At 71.1% G+C, this 15,233-nt stretch carries 13 protein-coding genes; 2 read left to right on the forward strand and 11 right to left on the reverse strand.

Annotated features, from left to right (window positions below):
• On the reverse strand, positions 1 to 456 hold the full coding sequence (locus ABS52_10805; GenBank protein ID ODT03089.1) for a hypothetical protein: 456 nt from the start codon (positions 454 to 456) through the stop codon (positions 1 to 3).
• Positions 457 to 460: 4 nt separating this feature from the next.
• Positions 461 to 1,351, reverse strand: a complete 891-nt coding sequence (locus ABS52_10810; protein ODT03090.1) for a hypothetical protein — start codon at positions 1,349 to 1,351, stop codon at positions 461 to 463.
• Between the two features lie 119 nt (positions 1,352 to 1,470).
• Here ABS52_10810 and ABS52_10815 point away from each other — a divergent pair, with 119 nt between their 5' ends.
• Entirely contained in the window at positions 1,471 to 2,154 is a 684-nt protein-coding gene (locus ABS52_10815) for a hypothetical protein (protein ODT03091.1), read from the forward strand.
• A gap of 90 nt (positions 2,155 to 2,244) precedes the next feature.
• Here ABS52_10815 and ABS52_10820 read toward each other — a convergent pair whose 3' ends face one another.
• The 9 genes from ABS52_10820 to ABS52_10860 all read right to left on the reverse strand — a co-directional run bounded on the left by ABS52_10820 (position 2,245) and on the right by ABS52_10860 (position 13,118).
• Positions 2,245 to 3,147, reverse strand: a complete 903-nt coding sequence (locus ABS52_10820) for a deacetylase (protein ID ODT03092.1) — start codon at positions 3,145 to 3,147, stop codon at positions 2,245 to 2,247.
• A gap of 98 nt (positions 3,148 to 3,245) precedes the next feature.
• The gene (locus ABS52_10825; protein ID ODT03093.1) at positions 3,246 to 3,476 is read right to left on the reverse strand and encodes a hypothetical protein; all 231 of its coding nucleotides are present in this window, start codon (positions 3,474 to 3,476) and stop codon (positions 3,246 to 3,248) included.
• Positions 3,477 to 3,567: 91 nt separating this feature from the next.
• The gene (locus ABS52_10830) at positions 3,568 to 4,329 is read right to left on the reverse strand and encodes a hypothetical protein (protein ID ODT03094.1); all 762 of its coding nucleotides are present in this window, start codon (positions 4,327 to 4,329) and stop codon (positions 3,568 to 3,570) included.
• Positions 4,326 to 6,365, reverse strand: coding sequence for a hypothetical protein (locus tag ABS52_10835; GenBank protein ID ODT03095.1), 2,040 nt, complete (start codon positions 6,363 to 6,365; stop codon positions 4,326 to 4,328). Before ABS52_10835 ends, ABS52_10830 begins: the two co-directional genes overlap by 4 nt.
• A gap of 134 nt (positions 6,366 to 6,499) precedes the next feature.
• Positions 6,500 to 7,585, reverse strand: a complete 1,086-nt coding sequence (locus tag ABS52_10840) for an endoglucanase (GenBank protein ID ODT03096.1) — start codon at positions 7,583 to 7,585, stop codon at positions 6,500 to 6,502.
• Between the two features lie 144 nt (positions 7,586 to 7,729).
• Positions 7,730 to 8,137, reverse strand: a complete 408-nt coding sequence (locus tag ABS52_10845; protein ID ODT03097.1) for a hypothetical protein — start codon at positions 8,135 to 8,137, stop codon at positions 7,730 to 7,732.
• A 10-nt stretch (positions 8,138 to 8,147) separates the two neighbouring features.
• Positions 8,148 to 9,791 carry a hypothetical protein gene (locus ABS52_10850; GenBank protein ID ODT03098.1) on the reverse strand — a complete coding sequence of 548 codons (1,644 nt, stop codon included), beginning with the start codon at positions 9,789 to 9,791 and terminating at the stop codon, positions 8,148 to 8,150.
• Between the two features lie 70 nt (positions 9,792 to 9,861).
• Positions 9,862 to 11,907 carry an oligopeptide transporter, OPT family gene (locus tag ABS52_10855; GenBank protein ID ODT03140.1) on the reverse strand — a complete coding sequence of 682 codons (2,046 nt, stop codon included), beginning with the start codon at positions 11,905 to 11,907 and terminating at the stop codon, positions 9,862 to 9,864.
• A gap of 239 nt (positions 11,908 to 12,146) precedes the next feature.
• Entirely contained in the window at positions 12,147 to 13,118 is a 972-nt protein-coding gene (locus ABS52_10860; protein ID ODT03099.1) for a hypothetical protein, read from the reverse strand.
• A gap of 216 nt (positions 13,119 to 13,334) precedes the next feature.
• Between ABS52_10860 and ABS52_10865 the strand changes: the two genes are divergently transcribed.
• A complete protein-coding gene (locus ABS52_10865; GenBank protein ID ODT03100.1) occupies positions 13,335 to 15,170 on the forward strand; it encodes a hypothetical protein in 1,836 nt (611 codons plus the stop codon).
• The last annotated feature ends 63 nt before the right edge of the window (positions 15,171 to 15,233 follow it).

The following is a 15,233-nucleotide window of genomic DNA, read 5'->3' on the forward strand; positions in this document are numbered from 1 at the left end:
CTAGCTGGCGACGCCGGCGAAGTGACGCAGCTGGCCGACCATCTCGTGCAGGCGCTTCTCGGTCTCGTCGATCTCGGCCGCCGCCTCCTCCAGGTCGAGGAGTCCCGCCCGCATCGAGATCGCCACCGCGTTGAGGTGGCGGATGCGCGAGAGGACGTCCTCGGTGATCTGGCGCAGTCCGTGGAAGCGACGCTTGTCGGCCTGGGCGCGCTGGAAGCGCAGCGCCAGCTCGGCCTGCGACAGCTGCCGAGCGTGGGCCAGCACCTCCTCCGGCGACTGTCCCGGTATCGCGCCGTGATCACGCACCTCCTCGTCGTCCCATTCCTCGTCGGCGTACCACAGGTGGCCGATGTGCTCGACGCCGTCGAACTCGATGGCGACGGAGACGCTGAGGCGCCGTCCCTCGATCTCGACGGTCGTGACGTGCAGCTGCTCGTTCTGGTCGGTCCGCGTCATTGCCCTACCCCGCGCCGTCTGAGGTCTCCCCAAGGAATTGCCCGATCGCGCCGAAGAGCGCGTCCGGTTGCTCCACGTACGGGACGTGCCCGCTTGCTTCCAAGACGACGCAACGCCCGCGCATGGCACGCGCGGCAGCCAGGGTCGACTCGACCGGGATCGGGTCGGCCCACCCATGCACGAAGAGCGAGGGGCACTGGAGCGCCGACAGGCGGGGGATGAGGTCGAAGTCGCCGAGGCTTTCCCAAACTGACTGTTGCACGCGCCCGGTGACCCGGAACGGGGTGAGGTCATGCGCGCGGAGCGGGTCGGCGAAGTAGCCGGCCACCCCCAGCTCGAAGAGGCGCTGGCGATAGGCCGCGGGGGCGCGCTCCCTGAGTCCCGACGAGGCGAGCTCCTCGCGCAGCCGGGCGATGGCGGGGGCGGACTGTCGACGCAAGAACTCCGCCTCGAAGGCGTCGCGGTGCGGGCGCGAGAGGGGGGCGGGGTCGATGAGGACGAGGCGGTGCGGCGGGGTGACGTCGGTGCGCTCCATCGCCTCCAGCGCGTAGAGCAAGGCGAGCATCCCGCCCCAGGAATAGCCGACGATCGTCAGCGGCTCCAGGCCCAGCTCTCGCACGACGTGGGCAAGGTCATCGACGTGCACCTGCCAGGTGATGGCGGCGGGATCGTCGGTCCGGGATCGGCCACCGCCGCGCTGGTCGTAGAAGACCAGCTGGTGCCGCTCGGCCAGGGCGAGCATTTGCGGAAGGAGGTAGTCGTGGTGCGCGCCGGGGCCGCCATGGAGGACGAGGAGTGGCGAGGACGGCGCGGCTCCGTACGTGCACCAGTAGAGCGGGGCCGACGTGGTCGAGGTGGTCCCTTCGGCGCGTGGGGCAGGGATGGGGAGCGGCATGCGGGAAAGATAGGGAGGGCGGGATCGGGACGCCCGAGCCCGCTGGATCCCTCGCAACGGGCGGGGTATCGTCTTGGTCGACATCCACCGCCCGACGTGGCGAACTGCGAGGAGGACTCATGCGACGGTCGATTTGCTCCGGGTGCTTGCTGGTGGTGCTCATCTCGGTTCCTGCCATGGCGCAGGGCGGGGATCCCGACAAGCTCGTGCAGGACGGCGGCGTGCTGGTGAAGGGGTGGACGGGACGCATCGATCCCCAGGCGGAGAAGCAAGGGCGCAAGATCGGCGACGCCAGGTTCGTCGCGATGGGGAGCGGGTTGCACGTGACGGCGGGGCCCGCGGCGACGTACTGGAACCCGGCGGACGTGGCGAGCGGGAGCTACACCGTGCGCGCGACCTTCACGCAGACGCGCTCGCCGGCGCACCCCGAGGCCTACGGGCTGTTCATCGGGGGGACGAAGCTCGACGGCGAGGACCAGAACTACCTGTACTGCGTCGCCTTCGGGACGGGGATGTACTCCATCAAGCACCGTTTCGGGAGCGAGGTGCACACGCTGGTCGATCGCAAGGCGAGCGACGCGCTGCACAAGGGCGATGCCCAGGGGAAGGCGACGAACGAGATCGCGTGGAAGGTGGATGCGGACCGGGTCTCGTGCGTGATCAACGGCGTGGCGGTCGAGACGTTCCCGCGCGCCGACCTCATCGGCCCCGGGAAGCTCGAGTCGACCGATGGGGTGTACGGGATCCGCGTGAACCACAACCTCGACGTGCACGTGGCCGGTTTCGGGATGACGAAGCCGTGAGCGGCCCCGCCGCGCCGGCAGCGGCAACGTGATCGGCGCCGGGTCGCTCCGGGGGCGCGGCCCGGACGCCGCGTGCCGCCCCCCCGTGCGTCAGGTCATGGCCGCGGCGACGCGCACGGTGCGGCAGTGCACCTCGACGGTGGTGTCGACATCGCGCCCGTATCCGCCGGCGATGGTGATGGCCACGGGAATCCCGACTTCACGCGCCGCGTGGAGGACCATGTGGTCGCGCCGGGCGAGCCCCTCGAACGTGAGCGCCAGTCGCCCGAGGCGATCGCCCTCGTGGGGGTCGGCCCCGGCGAGATAGACCACGAGATCGGGCGCCGAGCCGGCCAGGACGCGGGGGAGGGCCTCGGCGAGCAACGACAGGTACCGCTCGTCGCCCATGCCGTCTTCCAGCTCGATGTCGAGCGTTCCGCTCACCTTGTGGAACGGATAGTTGCGGCCGCCGTGCATGCTGAAGGTGCAGACACGGGGATCGCCGGCGAAGATGGCGTGGGTCCCATTGCCCTGGTGGACATCGAGATCGACGATCGCCGCGCGCCGGATTCGTCCCGCGGCGAGGGCTCCCCGCACGGCCACCGCCACGTCGTTGAAGACGCAGAACCCCTCGCCATGAGAGGGGAAGGCATGGTGTGTTCCTCCGGCCAGGTTGATGGCCAGCCCCTCGTCCAGGGCACAGGCGACCGCCTCGCACGTCCCGCCGACGGCGCGGAGTGACCGCTCCACGAGCCCCGCGGACCAGGGGAAGCCGATGCGCCGCAACTCCGCCTCCGTGAGCGCCCCCCCGATCATCCGGTCGACGTAGTCTGCGGTATGCACCCGGAGCAGGTCGGCGCGCGCAACCCGCTCCGGTTCATGCAGGTGCGACGGCGGGACGAGCCCTTCGTCGATGACGCGGCGTCGCAGGCGCTCGTACTTCTCGATCGGGAAGCGATGTCCTGCGGGGAGGGGGACGACGCAGCGCGCCGACGTCCAGGCGTGGAGCGCCATGTGGTGCGAATGCTGGGAGTGGGTGCGGCGAACGATAAGGGCGCATGCCCGACGGGACCAGACTGTGTTTCGCCGCGCCCCGGGAGCGCGTCCTAGTCTCAGCGAAGATCTCCACCGACCAGCGCCATCCCATCCGTCATGCCGCATCCGTCCCCGTTCGTCGCCAACGTCGCCCGGCTCGTCTGGCTGCTCACGCACCGCCCGTCGCTGGTCGGGGCGCAGAAGGAGGCGTTGCGGTCGGCGATCGCGGCGGGACGCACCGGGCGACACGTGATCTCGCGAGCGGACATCGGGCTCGCGCTGGCCAGTGGCACGGAGAACCCGTTCATCCAGGACGCGGCGCTGTGGCTTCAGGAACTCGCGGCGCGCATGGCAGGGCACTCCGTGCGCGCGCTCGCGTTCACCCCGGCGGTGAAGGCGTCAGACCTGCTCGGCGTGGCGCGAGTCCTGGCGACGCCGCCAGTGGCCGGGGACGACGGGCAGAACTTCGACGCCCGGACGCTGGCCTTGCGCCTGACGACGGTGTCGGTGACGCTGGGTCATGGCGGCTTCGTGCGCCGGCCGACGCCGATCGCCGTGACGCGCGCCATCGTGGCCGAGCCGACGCCGCCCCCGCGCGCGTCGGGGGACGACCGCGGAAGGGAGCGGGGGCCGAACCGCGCCATTGTGGCCGGAGACGAGCGCGAGGGCGCACGCGGGGGCGAGCGCGGGGGCGAGCGCGGGGGCGAGAGCGGCATCGACCGCGGCAGCGACCAGCGGCAGCTTGCCGAGGCCGCCTTCGCTTCGCGGAGCAGCGCCGACGCCGTGACCACGGCGCTGCGGCGCCTCGAGGGAAGGGTGACGCCGGACGAGGCGGCGGCAGCACTGGATGTGCTCCTGCGCCGGTGCGAAGACCTTGCGCGCGTCGACCAGTGGGAGGCGGTCACGCACCTGTTGCATCGCGTCGTCACGCGCGAGGCGGCGATCGCCGACGCCGACGTGAAGCGTGCCTTCGGGATTCACGTGCGTCGCGTCGCCAGCCCCTCGACCATGCGCGGGCTCGCGCGGCTCCTGGCGGTACGGCGAGAGCTGCGGCCGGCGCTGGAGTCGATCTTCGTGCGAACGGGAGGCGAGGGGGCCGAGGCGCTGGTCGAGCAGCTGATCGCGTCGAACGTCACCTCGGAACGTCGCGCGCTCCGTCATGCCATCGCGCGGTGCCCGTCAGCCGCACCGCTCCTCATGCACCTGATGGGTGACACGCGCTGGTACGTGGTGCGCAATGCGGTGGAGCTGCTGGGGGAACTCGGGTCCCGCGAGGCGGAGGCGGTGCTGGTCGGGGCGCTGGGCCACAGCGACGCGCGGGTGCGGCGCTCCGCCGTGGCGGCACTGGCGCGGATCGGGACCGCGCGGGGGATGAGTGCCGTGCCGCCGCTCCTGGCCGACACGAACGCCGCGGTGCGGCTCCAGGCGGCGCATGCCATCGCCGCCGCGCGCCACCCGCGCGGCGTCCCCGCGCTGGTGCAGGCGCTGGAGCGTGAGGCCGATCCCGAGGTCCAGCATGCGCTGGTGAAGGCCTTGGGCGCGAATCCCACCGACGAGGCCGTCGAGCGGTTGGTGCGCCTGGCCCAGCCCGGGCGGCTCCTGGCGCGGCGATCGCTGGCGCTGCGCCTGGCGGCGGTGCAGGCGCTGGGGGCGGCCGGGACGCACGCGGCGAAGGCGGCGCTCCGCCAGCTGCAGCGCGATCGCGACCGCGAGGTGCAATCGGCCGCCGAGCGCGCGCTCGCCGAACGGGCCCAGGGCGCGCTCGCCGGCCGATAGGCAGCCGTCAGCCGGCGGGCGGCGGCCGGCGGGCCGCGGCCCGCCGGGGCGTAGACGAGATCGGCCCGCACCCGCGCCACCTTGCCATCCTTGCGCTCGAAGGTGAGGCGGGTGTCCTCGATCTCCCACGTGTCGTTGCCGATGTAGCGCAGCTCGGCCGCCGACTGGTTGCGCGGAAAGAGCGCGCGGAGCTTGCCGCTGTCGGCGGTCACCGTGATGGCGAGCCGCGCGCCGCGTCCCACGCCACCGTAGGTGCCCGTCAGCTCGGCGAGGTTGCCGGCGTAGCGTTGCGAAGGGCGCGTGGCGGGGCCGAAGGTGGCGGTGGCAAGGGCCGCGGTCACCGCATCCGCCGAGACGGGGCCGGCGGTGTTGATGAGGACCACGATGATGGCGTCCTCGTCGGGGAAATACGCCGAGGACGAGAGGTAGCCGTTGATTCCCCCGCCGTGCTCGATGGTGCGATGCCCGGCGAAGGTGTGGAGGGCGAGCCCTTTCGCGTAGCGAAGCGTGGTCCCGTCGTTGAGCGTTCCCGGCGTGAGGAGTTCGCGGTAGGCCCGCTCCGAGAGGATCTTGCCGCCGTGGAGGGCGCGGTTCCACGCCACCAGGTCGCCGACGGTCGAGCAGAGTGAACCGGCGGCGTACGGGTACGTGTGGTCGATGTATCCCTTGTTGCGCAGCCCCCCGGGCCCCATGTCGTAGCCGTGTGCCTTGCGCGGGGTGATGGCGCTCTCCGAGCAGTAGCGCGAGTCGGCCATCCCCGCCCGGGCGAAGAGCCCCTCCTTCACGTAGTCGGCATACGACTTCCCCGCCACCTTCTCGATCACGAGCCCGAGCAGGAAGTACGCCGAGTTGTTGTAGACCTCTCCCTCGCCAGGCGCAAAGTCGAACGGCTCGTTCTTGAAGAGGGCGACGAGCGAGTCCTTGGGGAGCTTGCGGGTCATGATGGCGCCGAAGCCGGGGAGCTCGGTATAGCCCTTGATTCCCGACGTGTGGTCCAGGAGGCGTCGGAGGGTGACGCGGTGCCCCTGCGTGGGGTAGTCGGGGAGGTACCTGGTGAGCTCGTCGTCGAGCGAGAGCTTCCCGTCGTCTTGCAGCTGGAGAAGGGCGGCGGCGGTGAACTGCTTGGTCACCGAGCCGATCTCGTAGACGGCGCGCGCCGGCGTGGCGACGTCGAGCTCGAGGTCGGCCTTGCCGTACCCCTTCAACGCCAGGGTGTCGCGTCCCTTCACGACGGCGATCGACATGCCGGCGGCCCGCCCGTCCTTCAGGAAGGCGTTGGCGATGGAGTCGATCGCGGCGACGATCTCGGCGCGCGGACGGGGGAGGGGATTGCGTTCTCCCCTTCCCTGCGCGTGAAGCGGAGGGACCGCGAGGGAGGCGGCGCCGAGCACGAGGGCGAGGGCGGGACGGGGAGCGCGCATGCGGGTCGCGGGGTGAAGGGTGGATTGTATACAAAATGCCCCGGCCGCGCCTCGCGCGCCACCGGGGAGAAGGGGGGCGGCGGGCCGCGGGCACGCACGCGCCGCTGGGCCGCCACCCGCGATACGGCCGCTCCCTAGCGCGCGGTGAAGTCCGTCTCCGTCGTCACCGAGCGGCAGGCTTCCGCGATCAGTTCCGCCGTTCGGTCGAGGTCGTCGAGCGAGACCATCTCGTTCGGCGAATGCATGTAGCGGTTCGGGACCGAGACGAGCGCCGTCGCCACGCCCTCGCGGGCAAGGTGGATGAAGTCGGCGTCGGTACTGGTATCGCGCCCCGCCGCGTGGATGGTGAAGGGAATCTCCCGGCGCTTGGCCGCGTCGCGCAGCAGGCGAAAGACGACGGGCGAGTTGACGGACCCGCGCGTGAGGACCGGCCCGCCGCCGAGCGTGTGCTCCCCGACCTCCTTCTTTTCGGGGCCCGGGTGATCGGTCGCGAAGGTGACGTCCACCGCGATGGCCATGGCCGGGTTGATCCGGTGCGCCGCGACCAGGGCGCCGCCGCCGTGGAGCCCGATCTCCTCCTGCGCGGTGGCCACCGCCACCACCCGCGCGCTGCCCGGGTGCTCCGCGTAGCGGCGCAGCGCCTCGAGGACCACGAAGGCGCCGATCCGGTTGTCGATGGAGCGGGAGGCAATCCGGTTGTTGGGGAGGTCGATCGTGCGCGAGTCGATGACGCCGGCATCGCCGATGTCGACGAGTGCCAGCGCCTCATCGCGCGACGCGGCACCGATGTCGACCCACATGTCGGCCACCTTCGTCACCTTCTCGCGCTCGTCGGGCTTCATGAGGTGGATCGGCTTCTTCCCGATCACGCCCACGACGTCGCCATTGCGCCCGGCGAAGCGGATGCGCTGCCCCACCAGCACCTGGGTGTCCCAGCCGCCGATGGGCGCGATGTAGACCAGCCCTCCTTCATCCACCCACGTCACGATGACCCCGATCTCGTCGATGTGGCCGGCCAGCATGATGGTCACCGGCTCGACGGGGGTGATGGTGGGGGCGGGATCGACCGCGGCCAGGCTGTTCCCGGTGACGTCGGCCGAGACGCGGGCGAAGGGGGCCGCTTCGTCTCGCCAGACGCGGGCGGGCGCTCCCTCGAAGCCGGAGGGGCCGGGGGTGTCGAGGAGGCGCTTGAGGAATGCGATCGACGAGTCGGAGAGCATGGGCGGGCGACGGGGGGCGAGAGGGCTACGTGCGCAGCAAGGAACGCGCCGCACTCCCCAGGGAGGGGCGGGTTCCGCGTCGGTTGCCTTCCAAACGCCCGGCCCGCGCATGCGGTTCGCGCGAGATGGTGGGGCGTGCCGGTCTCACTCGCGCGGCGCGGGGAAGGCGAAGAAGGTGAGGACGAGGTACACGAGCCCGAACGTGTACCACTGGGAGTTCCCCGTGAGGTACCAGACCACCCCGCCCATCATGGCCACCAGCTCGCCCGATGCCCAGCCAACGATGGAGAGCGATCGCGCGCGCGCCGCGTTGCGGCTGTGGCGCAACAGCCCGAACAGGACGAGGCAGGTGGCCATGGAGAACCCCCAGACACCGCGGGCCACCCAGAGCAGCGTGGTCGCGTTGGCGGGGTCGAAGGGGGGGACGCCGCCGGAACGCCGGATGAACCAGGTCACCGCGCCGAAGAAGAGGACCCCCAGGAGGAGGGCGGCGCGAATGAGGATTGCCGGCTTGAGACGCGCGGCCCCGGACTGCAGCTGGCGGGAGGGCATGGACGGGACGTCAGTCGTGGGCCACGGCCGTGTCATGACGATAGACCGGCTTCCCGCCCAGCCAGGTCGAGAGGACCCTGGTCTGCAGCACGAGCTCGGGGGGGACGCGCATGATGTCCTGGTCGAGGACGACGAAGTCGGCGTACTTGCCGGCTTCCAGCGACCCCACCTCCTTCTCCATGAACGCCGACCACGCCGCCCAGATCGTCATCGACTTCAGGGCTTCCTCGCGCGTCATCCGCTGCTCGGGAAACCACCCGCCCGCCGGCCAGTTGTTGTCGTCCTGCCGCGAGATGGCGGCGTGGAAGGAAATCAGCGGGTTCGTCTTCTCCACCGGGAGGTCGCTCCCGTTGGGAATGACGACGCCGGAATTGAGCAGCGACCGCCAGGCGTAGGCGCCCAGCAGGCGCTGCTGCCCCAGGCGGTTCCCCGCCCAGTACATGTCGCTCGTCTGGTGGCTGGCCTGCATCGAGGGGATGACCCCCAGCAGGGCGAAGCGCGGGATGTCGTCGGGGTGGATGATCTGGGCGTGCTCGACGCGGAAGCGATGGTCGGGCGTGGGGACCTCCTTCAGCGCGGCCTCGAACTCGTCGAGCACGGTGCGGTTGGCGCGGTCGCCGATGGCGTGCACGTTGACCTGGAAGCCGTTGCGCAGCGCCAGCGTGCTGACCTGCTTCACCCGCCCCGGGGGGACGAGCGCGAGGCCGGAGTTCCTGGGGTCGTCGCTGTACGGCTCGAGGAGCGCCGCCCCGCGCGAGCCTAACGCGCCGTCGGCGCTGATCTTGATCGCCTTGATCCAGAGTCGCCCCTCGTACAGGTTGGCCTGCGGGCCACGGCGCAGGTAGTGGGCAATGGTGCTGTCGTCGTTGGCGATCATGACGTAGTCGCGGACCGAGAACTTGCCCTCGCGCGCCACTTCCTCGTAGACGTCGATCGCCTCGCGCCCGACCCCGGCGTCGTGCACGCTGGTGAGTCCCCAGCGGTTCATCTCCTGCGTCGCCGCGATGGCGGCGGCGCGCAGCTCGTCCCGGCTCGCGTCGGGGATGGCGCGCGCCACGAGTCCCTGCGCGCGATCCACGAGAACCCCGGTGGGGCTGTTGCGCGCGTCGCGCACGATCTGCCCGCCAAAGGGGTCCTTGGCGGCGGCGGTGAGCCCCGCCGCCTTCATCGCGGCGGCATTGGCGAGTGTCGCATGACCGTCGACGCGCACCAGGAAGACCGGGTGGTTCGGCACCGCGGCCGAGAGCTTCTCGTGCGTGGGGAAGCGCGTGTCGGCCCAGTCGTTCTGGTCCCAGGCACGCCCCAGGATCCACTGCCCGGGAGGGGTGGTCTTCGCGCGCTCGACGACGCGCGCGATCACCTCGTCGTACGACGTGGAGCCTCGCAGGTCCACGGTGCGCAGCCCCTCCCCCAACCCCATCAGGTGCACATGGGCGTCGATCATCCCGGGGATCACGGTCTTCCCCTCGAGGTCGAGCACCTGGGTGTTCGCCCCCTTCATCGCGGTGATCAGGAGTGCCGGGCCGGTGGCGACGATGCGGCCGTCGCGGATGGCCATCGCATCGACGACGGGGCGGTTCTGGTCGACCGTGTAGATGCGGGCGTTGGTGACGATGAGGTCGGGGGGCTGCGCGCCGGCGTGGGGGGCCAGCAGGCAGAGCGAGGTGGCGAGGAGGGGGAGCGCGAGGCCGGCCGCTGCCGCCAGCCCCGCGCCCCGGTGACGGTCAGGGCTGACGGCGCCGCGCCACGAGGTACAGCGGGACGGCCACCAGGGCCACGTACATGACCATGGCGAACAGCGAGTTCTCGCCTAACGCCCCCATCGCCTCCTTCAGGTTGAACGCCCCGTCCAGGCGGCGGGCGGCGAGCGCGGCGAGGAACACCCCCATGATCGCTCCGCCGGCGATGAGCCCCGACGAGAAGAGGACGCCGGGGCCGCTGTCGGCCTCCGGCCCCTCGCGCTCCTCGGGGGCCAGCTTGCGGTCGATGAGCCAGCGGACGATCCCCCCCATGAACATCGTCGCGGAGGTCGAGATCGGGAGGTACGCCCCCACCGCGATCGGGAGCGACGGAAGGCCGAGGATCTCCAACGCCACGGCGAGGAAGACGCCGATCATGATGAGCCCCCACGGCAGCTTCTGCGTGAGGATGCCGTCGACCACGAGCGACATGATCTGCGACTTGGGCGAGTCGAGCTTCTCGACCTCGCGCCCGTCGGCTCCCCTGGTCTCGCGCCCACCGATCCCCGGGTCGATGAGGAAGGCGATGGCGCCGGCGTCGTCGATCAGGTACTTCCCGGCCGGCGCGCTCCCCGTCTGCTCGTACAGGTGCCCGATGCGATACGCCTTGCCGTCGGGCCCCTTCATGGGGGACGCCTCGACGTCGCGCACGTCGACGCCGGGGAACGACCGTGCCACGATGGTGGTCTTGGCGTCGTTGAGGAAGTGGATGATTCCGCCGACGAGGATCGCCGAGGTGACCGCGCCGAAGACCAGGCCGATCTGCTGCCGCTTGGGCGTTGCTCCCACGAGATATCCCGTCTTGAGGTCCTGCGACGTGGCGGCGGCGACGGCGGCCGAGACACACACGACGCCGCCGATGGAGAGCGCGAGGACGCGATGCTCGATCCCGGTCCACCCCACCGCCAGGAACAAGAGGGCGGTCATGAGGACGGTGGCGACGGTCATCCCCGAGATGGGGTTCGAGCTGGCCCCGATCTGCCCGGCAACGCGGCTCGAGACGGTGGCGAACAGGAAGCCGAAGATGACGGCGAGGATCGCCCCGAACAGGTTGATCCCGATCTGTGGCAGGAGGACCATGGCGGCGATGAGCACGATGCACCCGCCGATGACGTACGACATCGGGAGGTCCTGCTCGGTGCGGCGCACGCCGGCCGATGCCGACAGCCCCTTCATGCTCCCGAGTCCGGCGGTGAGCGCCGACCAGATGGTGGGGAACGAGCGCACCAGCGAGATGATGCCGGCCATGGTGACGGCGCCGGCACCGATGAAGAAGATGTAGTTCCCGCGGACCGCCGTCGCATCCATGTCGCGGATGAGCTGCGTGTCGTAGGGGAGGATCTTCTCGGTCGCGCTCATCCCGAAGAGCTTGATGGCGGGGATGAGGACGAAGTAGGAGAGCATCCCGCCGGCGAAGAGGTAGCCGGCGATGCGCGGACCGATGATGAAGCCGACCCCCGTGAGCTCGGGCGAGATCTCGGCGCGGATCTCGCCGAAGAGCTCGCGGGCGCCGTCGGGGCGCAGGCGTTCGAACGCCTTCCGCGGCACCTCGGCCCACAACCTCATCCCCGCGTTGAGGAACTTGTAGAGCGCCCCCAGCCCGAACCCCTGGAAGACCGTCCTGGCCTGGATGCCCCCCTTCTCGCCCGAGATGAGGACCTCGGCGCAGGCCGTCCCCTCGGGGTACTTGAGGTTGTGGTGCTCCTTGACGATGAGCGAGCGCCGGATGGGGATGGTGAAGAGGATGCCTAACAACGCCCCGACGAGGGCGATCGCCGCCACGTTGGTCCAGGGGAGGTTGTAGCCCATCAGGAGGATCGCCGGCAGCGTGAAGACGACCCCCGCGGCGATCGACTCACCGGCCGAGCCGGTGGTCTGCACGATGTTGTTCTGGAGGATCGACGACTCCCACCCGAACGCCTTCTGCACGTAGCGGAAGATGGTGATCGAGAGGACGGCGATGGGGATGGAGGCGCTGACGGTGAGCCCCACCTTGAGCGCGAGGTAGACCGACGACGCGGCGAAGACCAGCCCGAGGATGCACCCCAGGATGATCGCGCCGACGGTGAGCTCGACCGGGGACTGCGACGGCGGGATGAAGGGGCGGTGCCCGTTCTCGTCCGGGGCGTCGATGTCGGTGGCGAGGGGCTCGCCTGCGGGTGCCGTGGTGGCCATGGTGGAGAGTCGGAGGAAAGCGGAGGGGGCGGGGTGCGCCCGCGACCATCAGTGCGAGGCCCTCTAAGCTGGGGGGTGACGGTCGCGCCGTCGAGTCACCCCTGCGGGGTCGCCGCCTGGCGGCGTGGGCGATGCCGGTAGCGCCGCCAGGCGGCCGCCGCGAGCCACAGGAGGGCACCGACCGGAACCAGCGTTCCCAACGAGGCGATGCCTCCCGCGATGAACCGCACGAAGTTGCGCCACGCCTCCCGGAAGGCCTCGCCGATCACGCTCTCGCCGGGGGTGGAGCTCACCAGCGGGAGGGGCTCGTGGACGGTCACCACCAGGGTGCTCGTCGCGACGCGCGCCCGCAGGTACCGCAGGCGCCCCTCGACGCGCTCGATCTCCTCGCGCACCCGCGCCAGTTCACGCTCGACGTTGAGCACGTCCTCGAGCTTCCCGGTGCGCGTGGCGAGGAGGGCGACGAGGCGCTCCTCGAGACGGCGGCTGTTGGCGACGCGCGCCGAGAGGTCGACATACTGCTCGCCGACATCCTCGGCGGTGCTGGTGACCGTCTCCACCTTCCCGATGGGGCGGAGGCCGGCGAGCGCCTCGTCGAAGCGCGGCGCCGGGACCTTGAGCTCGATCGTGGCGCTGCGCACCTCGTGCTCGCCCGCCGAGAGCGTCGTGTTCCCCACCCAGCCGCCTAACGATGAGGCGATGCGCTGCACCGCGGCGATGGCCGGCTCGAGAGAGTCCACCCGGACCGAGGCCACGCCGTTGCGGATCACCATCGACGCGGCCGACGTGTCTCCCTGCCGTATCGCGGCATCGGTGGGCGGCTCCCGCCGCTCGCGTGCGAAGGGGGGCGGCAGAGGGGAGGCGACGATCGCCTTGCCGCGCGCGGCGGCGTCGGCCTGGGACAGCTCGACCGGCGCCTCCAGTGGGGGGGCGGCCGATGCGCCCGGCCCCGCGACGAACGGCGCGTCCGACGTCGCCACGGCGGGGCGCCCCTCGCCTCCGCAGGAGGTGGCGAGCAGCGCGAGCGCGAGGAGGACGGGACGGGGGAGAGGGAGGCGGCGGGACATGGTACGTCTCCGTGTTGGGTGGTTCGTGGCGTGATTGGCGCCGGCCGAGGGTGGCGCCCTGCCGTGGAGACGCCGGCGGTCGCGGAACTTGCACATGCGCCGCGCGCGGCTGGTTCGGCGCGGCTGGTTCGGCGCGGTGGGAAGGGCGGCCCCTTCGCCGCCGTCCGGGCGGATCCGGGGGTATTACCTTTCCGCGCTTCACCAATCGCCCCGCATATGCGCCCGCCCCTGCGCTCGTTGTGCCACGCTCTCCTCGTCCCGCTCGCCCTCGGGATCACCTCTCCCGTCGTGGCCCAGCGCGGCACCCCCCGGGGCGCCGAGGTGTCTGCCCCGGTCTCCGACCTGCGCTACGAGGTGACCTTCACGCGGGCGACGGCGGCGACGCGCTCGCTGGCGGTGACGGTGAGGTTCTCGGCCAGGGGGCGCGACCCGGTGCTCCTGTCGTTCCCGGCCTGGACCCCCGGGGCCTACGAGCTCTCGTACTTTGCCCGCAACGTCTCGTCGTTCGGCGCCACCGGCGACGGGAAGCCGCTGCACTGGGACAAGGCGGATTACGACACGTGGCGCATTGCGCCTGGCGGCGCACGCGACATCGCCGTTCGTTTCGACTTCGCCGCGGACTCGCTCGACAACGCGATGGCGTGGGCGCGGGACGACTTCGCCTTCTTCAACGGGACGAACCTCTTTCCCTATCCCGAGGGGCGCGACACCGGCTTCGGGGCCACGGTGACGGTCGTCACCGAGCCGGGGTGGAGGGTGGCGACCGGGATGCCGTCGGCCGGCCCCCGCACCTTCTCGGCGCGCGACTACCACGACCTCGTGGACATGCCCTTCTTCGTCGGGGCCTTCGACGTGGATTCCCAGCAGGTGCAAGGCAAGTGGGTGCGCGTGGCGTCGTATCCCGAGCGGGCGCTCGCCGGCGAGGGCCGGCGCACCTTCTGGGAGCAGGTGCAGCGCATGTTCCCGCCGATGATCGACGTCTTCGGCGAGGCGCCGTACGACACCTACGCGATCCTCGCGGTCTTCGACTCGTCGTCGGCGGGTTACAGCGCGCTCGAGCACGCCAATTCGCACCTCGGGATCTACTCGCCCTTCATCATCGGCAACACGGCGCTCCCGAGCGTCACGGCGCACGAGATCTTCCACTTGTGGAACGTCAAGCGGATGCGCCCGGCCGAGATGGTGCCGTATCGATACGACCGCGCGATGCCGACCCCCTGGCTCTGGGTGAGCGAGGGGATCACCGACTACTACGCCGACCTGGCGCTGGTGCGAGGCGGGGTGATCGATTCGTCCGGCTTCCTGGCGCTCACCAGCGGGAAGATCGGGGAGGTGCAGGAGGCGCCGCCGGTGGCGCTGGAGGACGCCTCGCTGTCCACGTGGATCCATCCCAAGGACGGCACCGGGTACCTGTACTATCCCAAGGGGTCGCTGGCCGGCTTCATGCTCGACGTCTTCATCCGCGATGCCAGCGACAACACGGCCGGCCTCGACGACGTGATGCGCGAGGTCTACCGGAAGTCCTACAAGGCGGGGCGCGGCTTCACGGCACAGGACTGGTGGGGGGCGGTGGCGCGCGCCGCGAAGGGGAGGAGCGTGGCCGACCTCGAAGCCCGCTACATCGACGGGCGCGAGCCGTTTCCGTGGGCGACCCTGTTGCCGCTGGCGGGGCTCAGGCTCAAGGTGGACACGTTGCGCGAGCCGCGGATCGGCGTCTTCACGGCGCTGGATTCGGCGGGGCGCGTGGTGGTGACCGAGCTCACGCGCGACGGGGCGGCGGCGCAGGCCGGCGTGCAGACGGGCGACGAACTGGTGAGCATCGGCGACATCCCGGTGACGGACGGCTTCGGGCCGCGATTCCGGGCGCGCTATGGACGCGCGGAAGGGCAGTCGATCCCGATCAAGGTGCGTCGTGACGGTCGGGACGTGACGTTGACCCTGACGGTGCGGATGGAGGTCACCACGTCGCAGCGGATCATCTTCGACCCGGCCGCGTCGGGCAAGGCCCGGCGCATTCGGCGCGGGATCATGACGGGGGCGGTCGACAAGTGACGGGCAGCCGGGCATCGGCGCGTCGCCGGCCCTGCCCGGCGTGAGACGCGCGTGGGGCGGCCG

This window comes from Gemmatimonadetes bacterium SCN 70-22 (genome assembly GCA_001724275.1).
Taxonomy (GTDB): domain Bacteria; phylum Gemmatimonadota; class Gemmatimonadetes; order Gemmatimonadales; family Gemmatimonadaceae; genus SCN-70-22.

What these genes read in the sequence shown, in the direction of transcription:
- ABS52_10805 (ODT03089.1), bottom strand. Translation starts at nt 456, where the DNA reads ATGACGCGGACCGACCAGAACGAGCAGCTGCACGTCACGACCGTCGAG.
- ABS52_10810 (ODT03090.1), bottom strand. Translation starts at nt 1,351, where the DNA reads ATGCCGCTCCCCATCCCTGCCCCACGCGCCGAAGGGACCACCTCGACC.
- ABS52_10815 (ODT03091.1), top strand. Translation starts at nt 1,471, where the DNA reads ATGCGACGGTCGATTTGCTCCGGGTGCTTGCTGGTGGTGCTCATCTCG.
- ABS52_10820 (ODT03092.1), bottom strand. Translation starts at nt 3,147, where the DNA reads ATGGCGCTCCACGCCTGGACGTCGGCGCGCTGCGTCGTCCCCCTCCCC.
- ABS52_10825 (ODT03093.1), bottom strand. Translation starts at nt 3,476, where the DNA reads ATGAACGGGTTCTCCGTGCCACTGGCCAGCGCGAGCCCGATGTCCGCT.
- ABS52_10830 (ODT03094.1), bottom strand. Translation starts at nt 4,329, where the DNA reads ATGACGGAGCGCGCGACGTTCCGAGGTGACGTTCGACGCGATCAGCTG.
- ABS52_10835 (ODT03095.1), bottom strand. Translation starts at nt 6,365, where the DNA reads ATGCGCGCTCCCCGTCCCGCCCTCGCCCTCGTGCTCGGCGCCGCCTCC.
- ABS52_10840 (ODT03096.1), bottom strand. Translation starts at nt 7,585, where the DNA reads ATGCTCTCCGACTCGTCGATCGCATTCCTCAAGCGCCTCCTCGACACC.
- ABS52_10845 (ODT03097.1), bottom strand. Translation starts at nt 8,137, where the DNA reads ATGCCCTCCCGCCAGCTGCAGTCCGGGGCCGCGCGTCTCAAGCCGGCA.
- ABS52_10860 (ODT03099.1), bottom strand. Translation starts at nt 13,118, where the DNA reads ATGTCCCGCCGCCTCCCTCTCCCCCGTCCCGTCCTCCTCGCGCTCGCG.
- ABS52_10865 (ODT03100.1), top strand. Translation starts at nt 13,335, where the DNA reads ATGCGCCCGCCCCTGCGCTCGTTGTGCCACGCTCTCCTCGTCCCGCTC.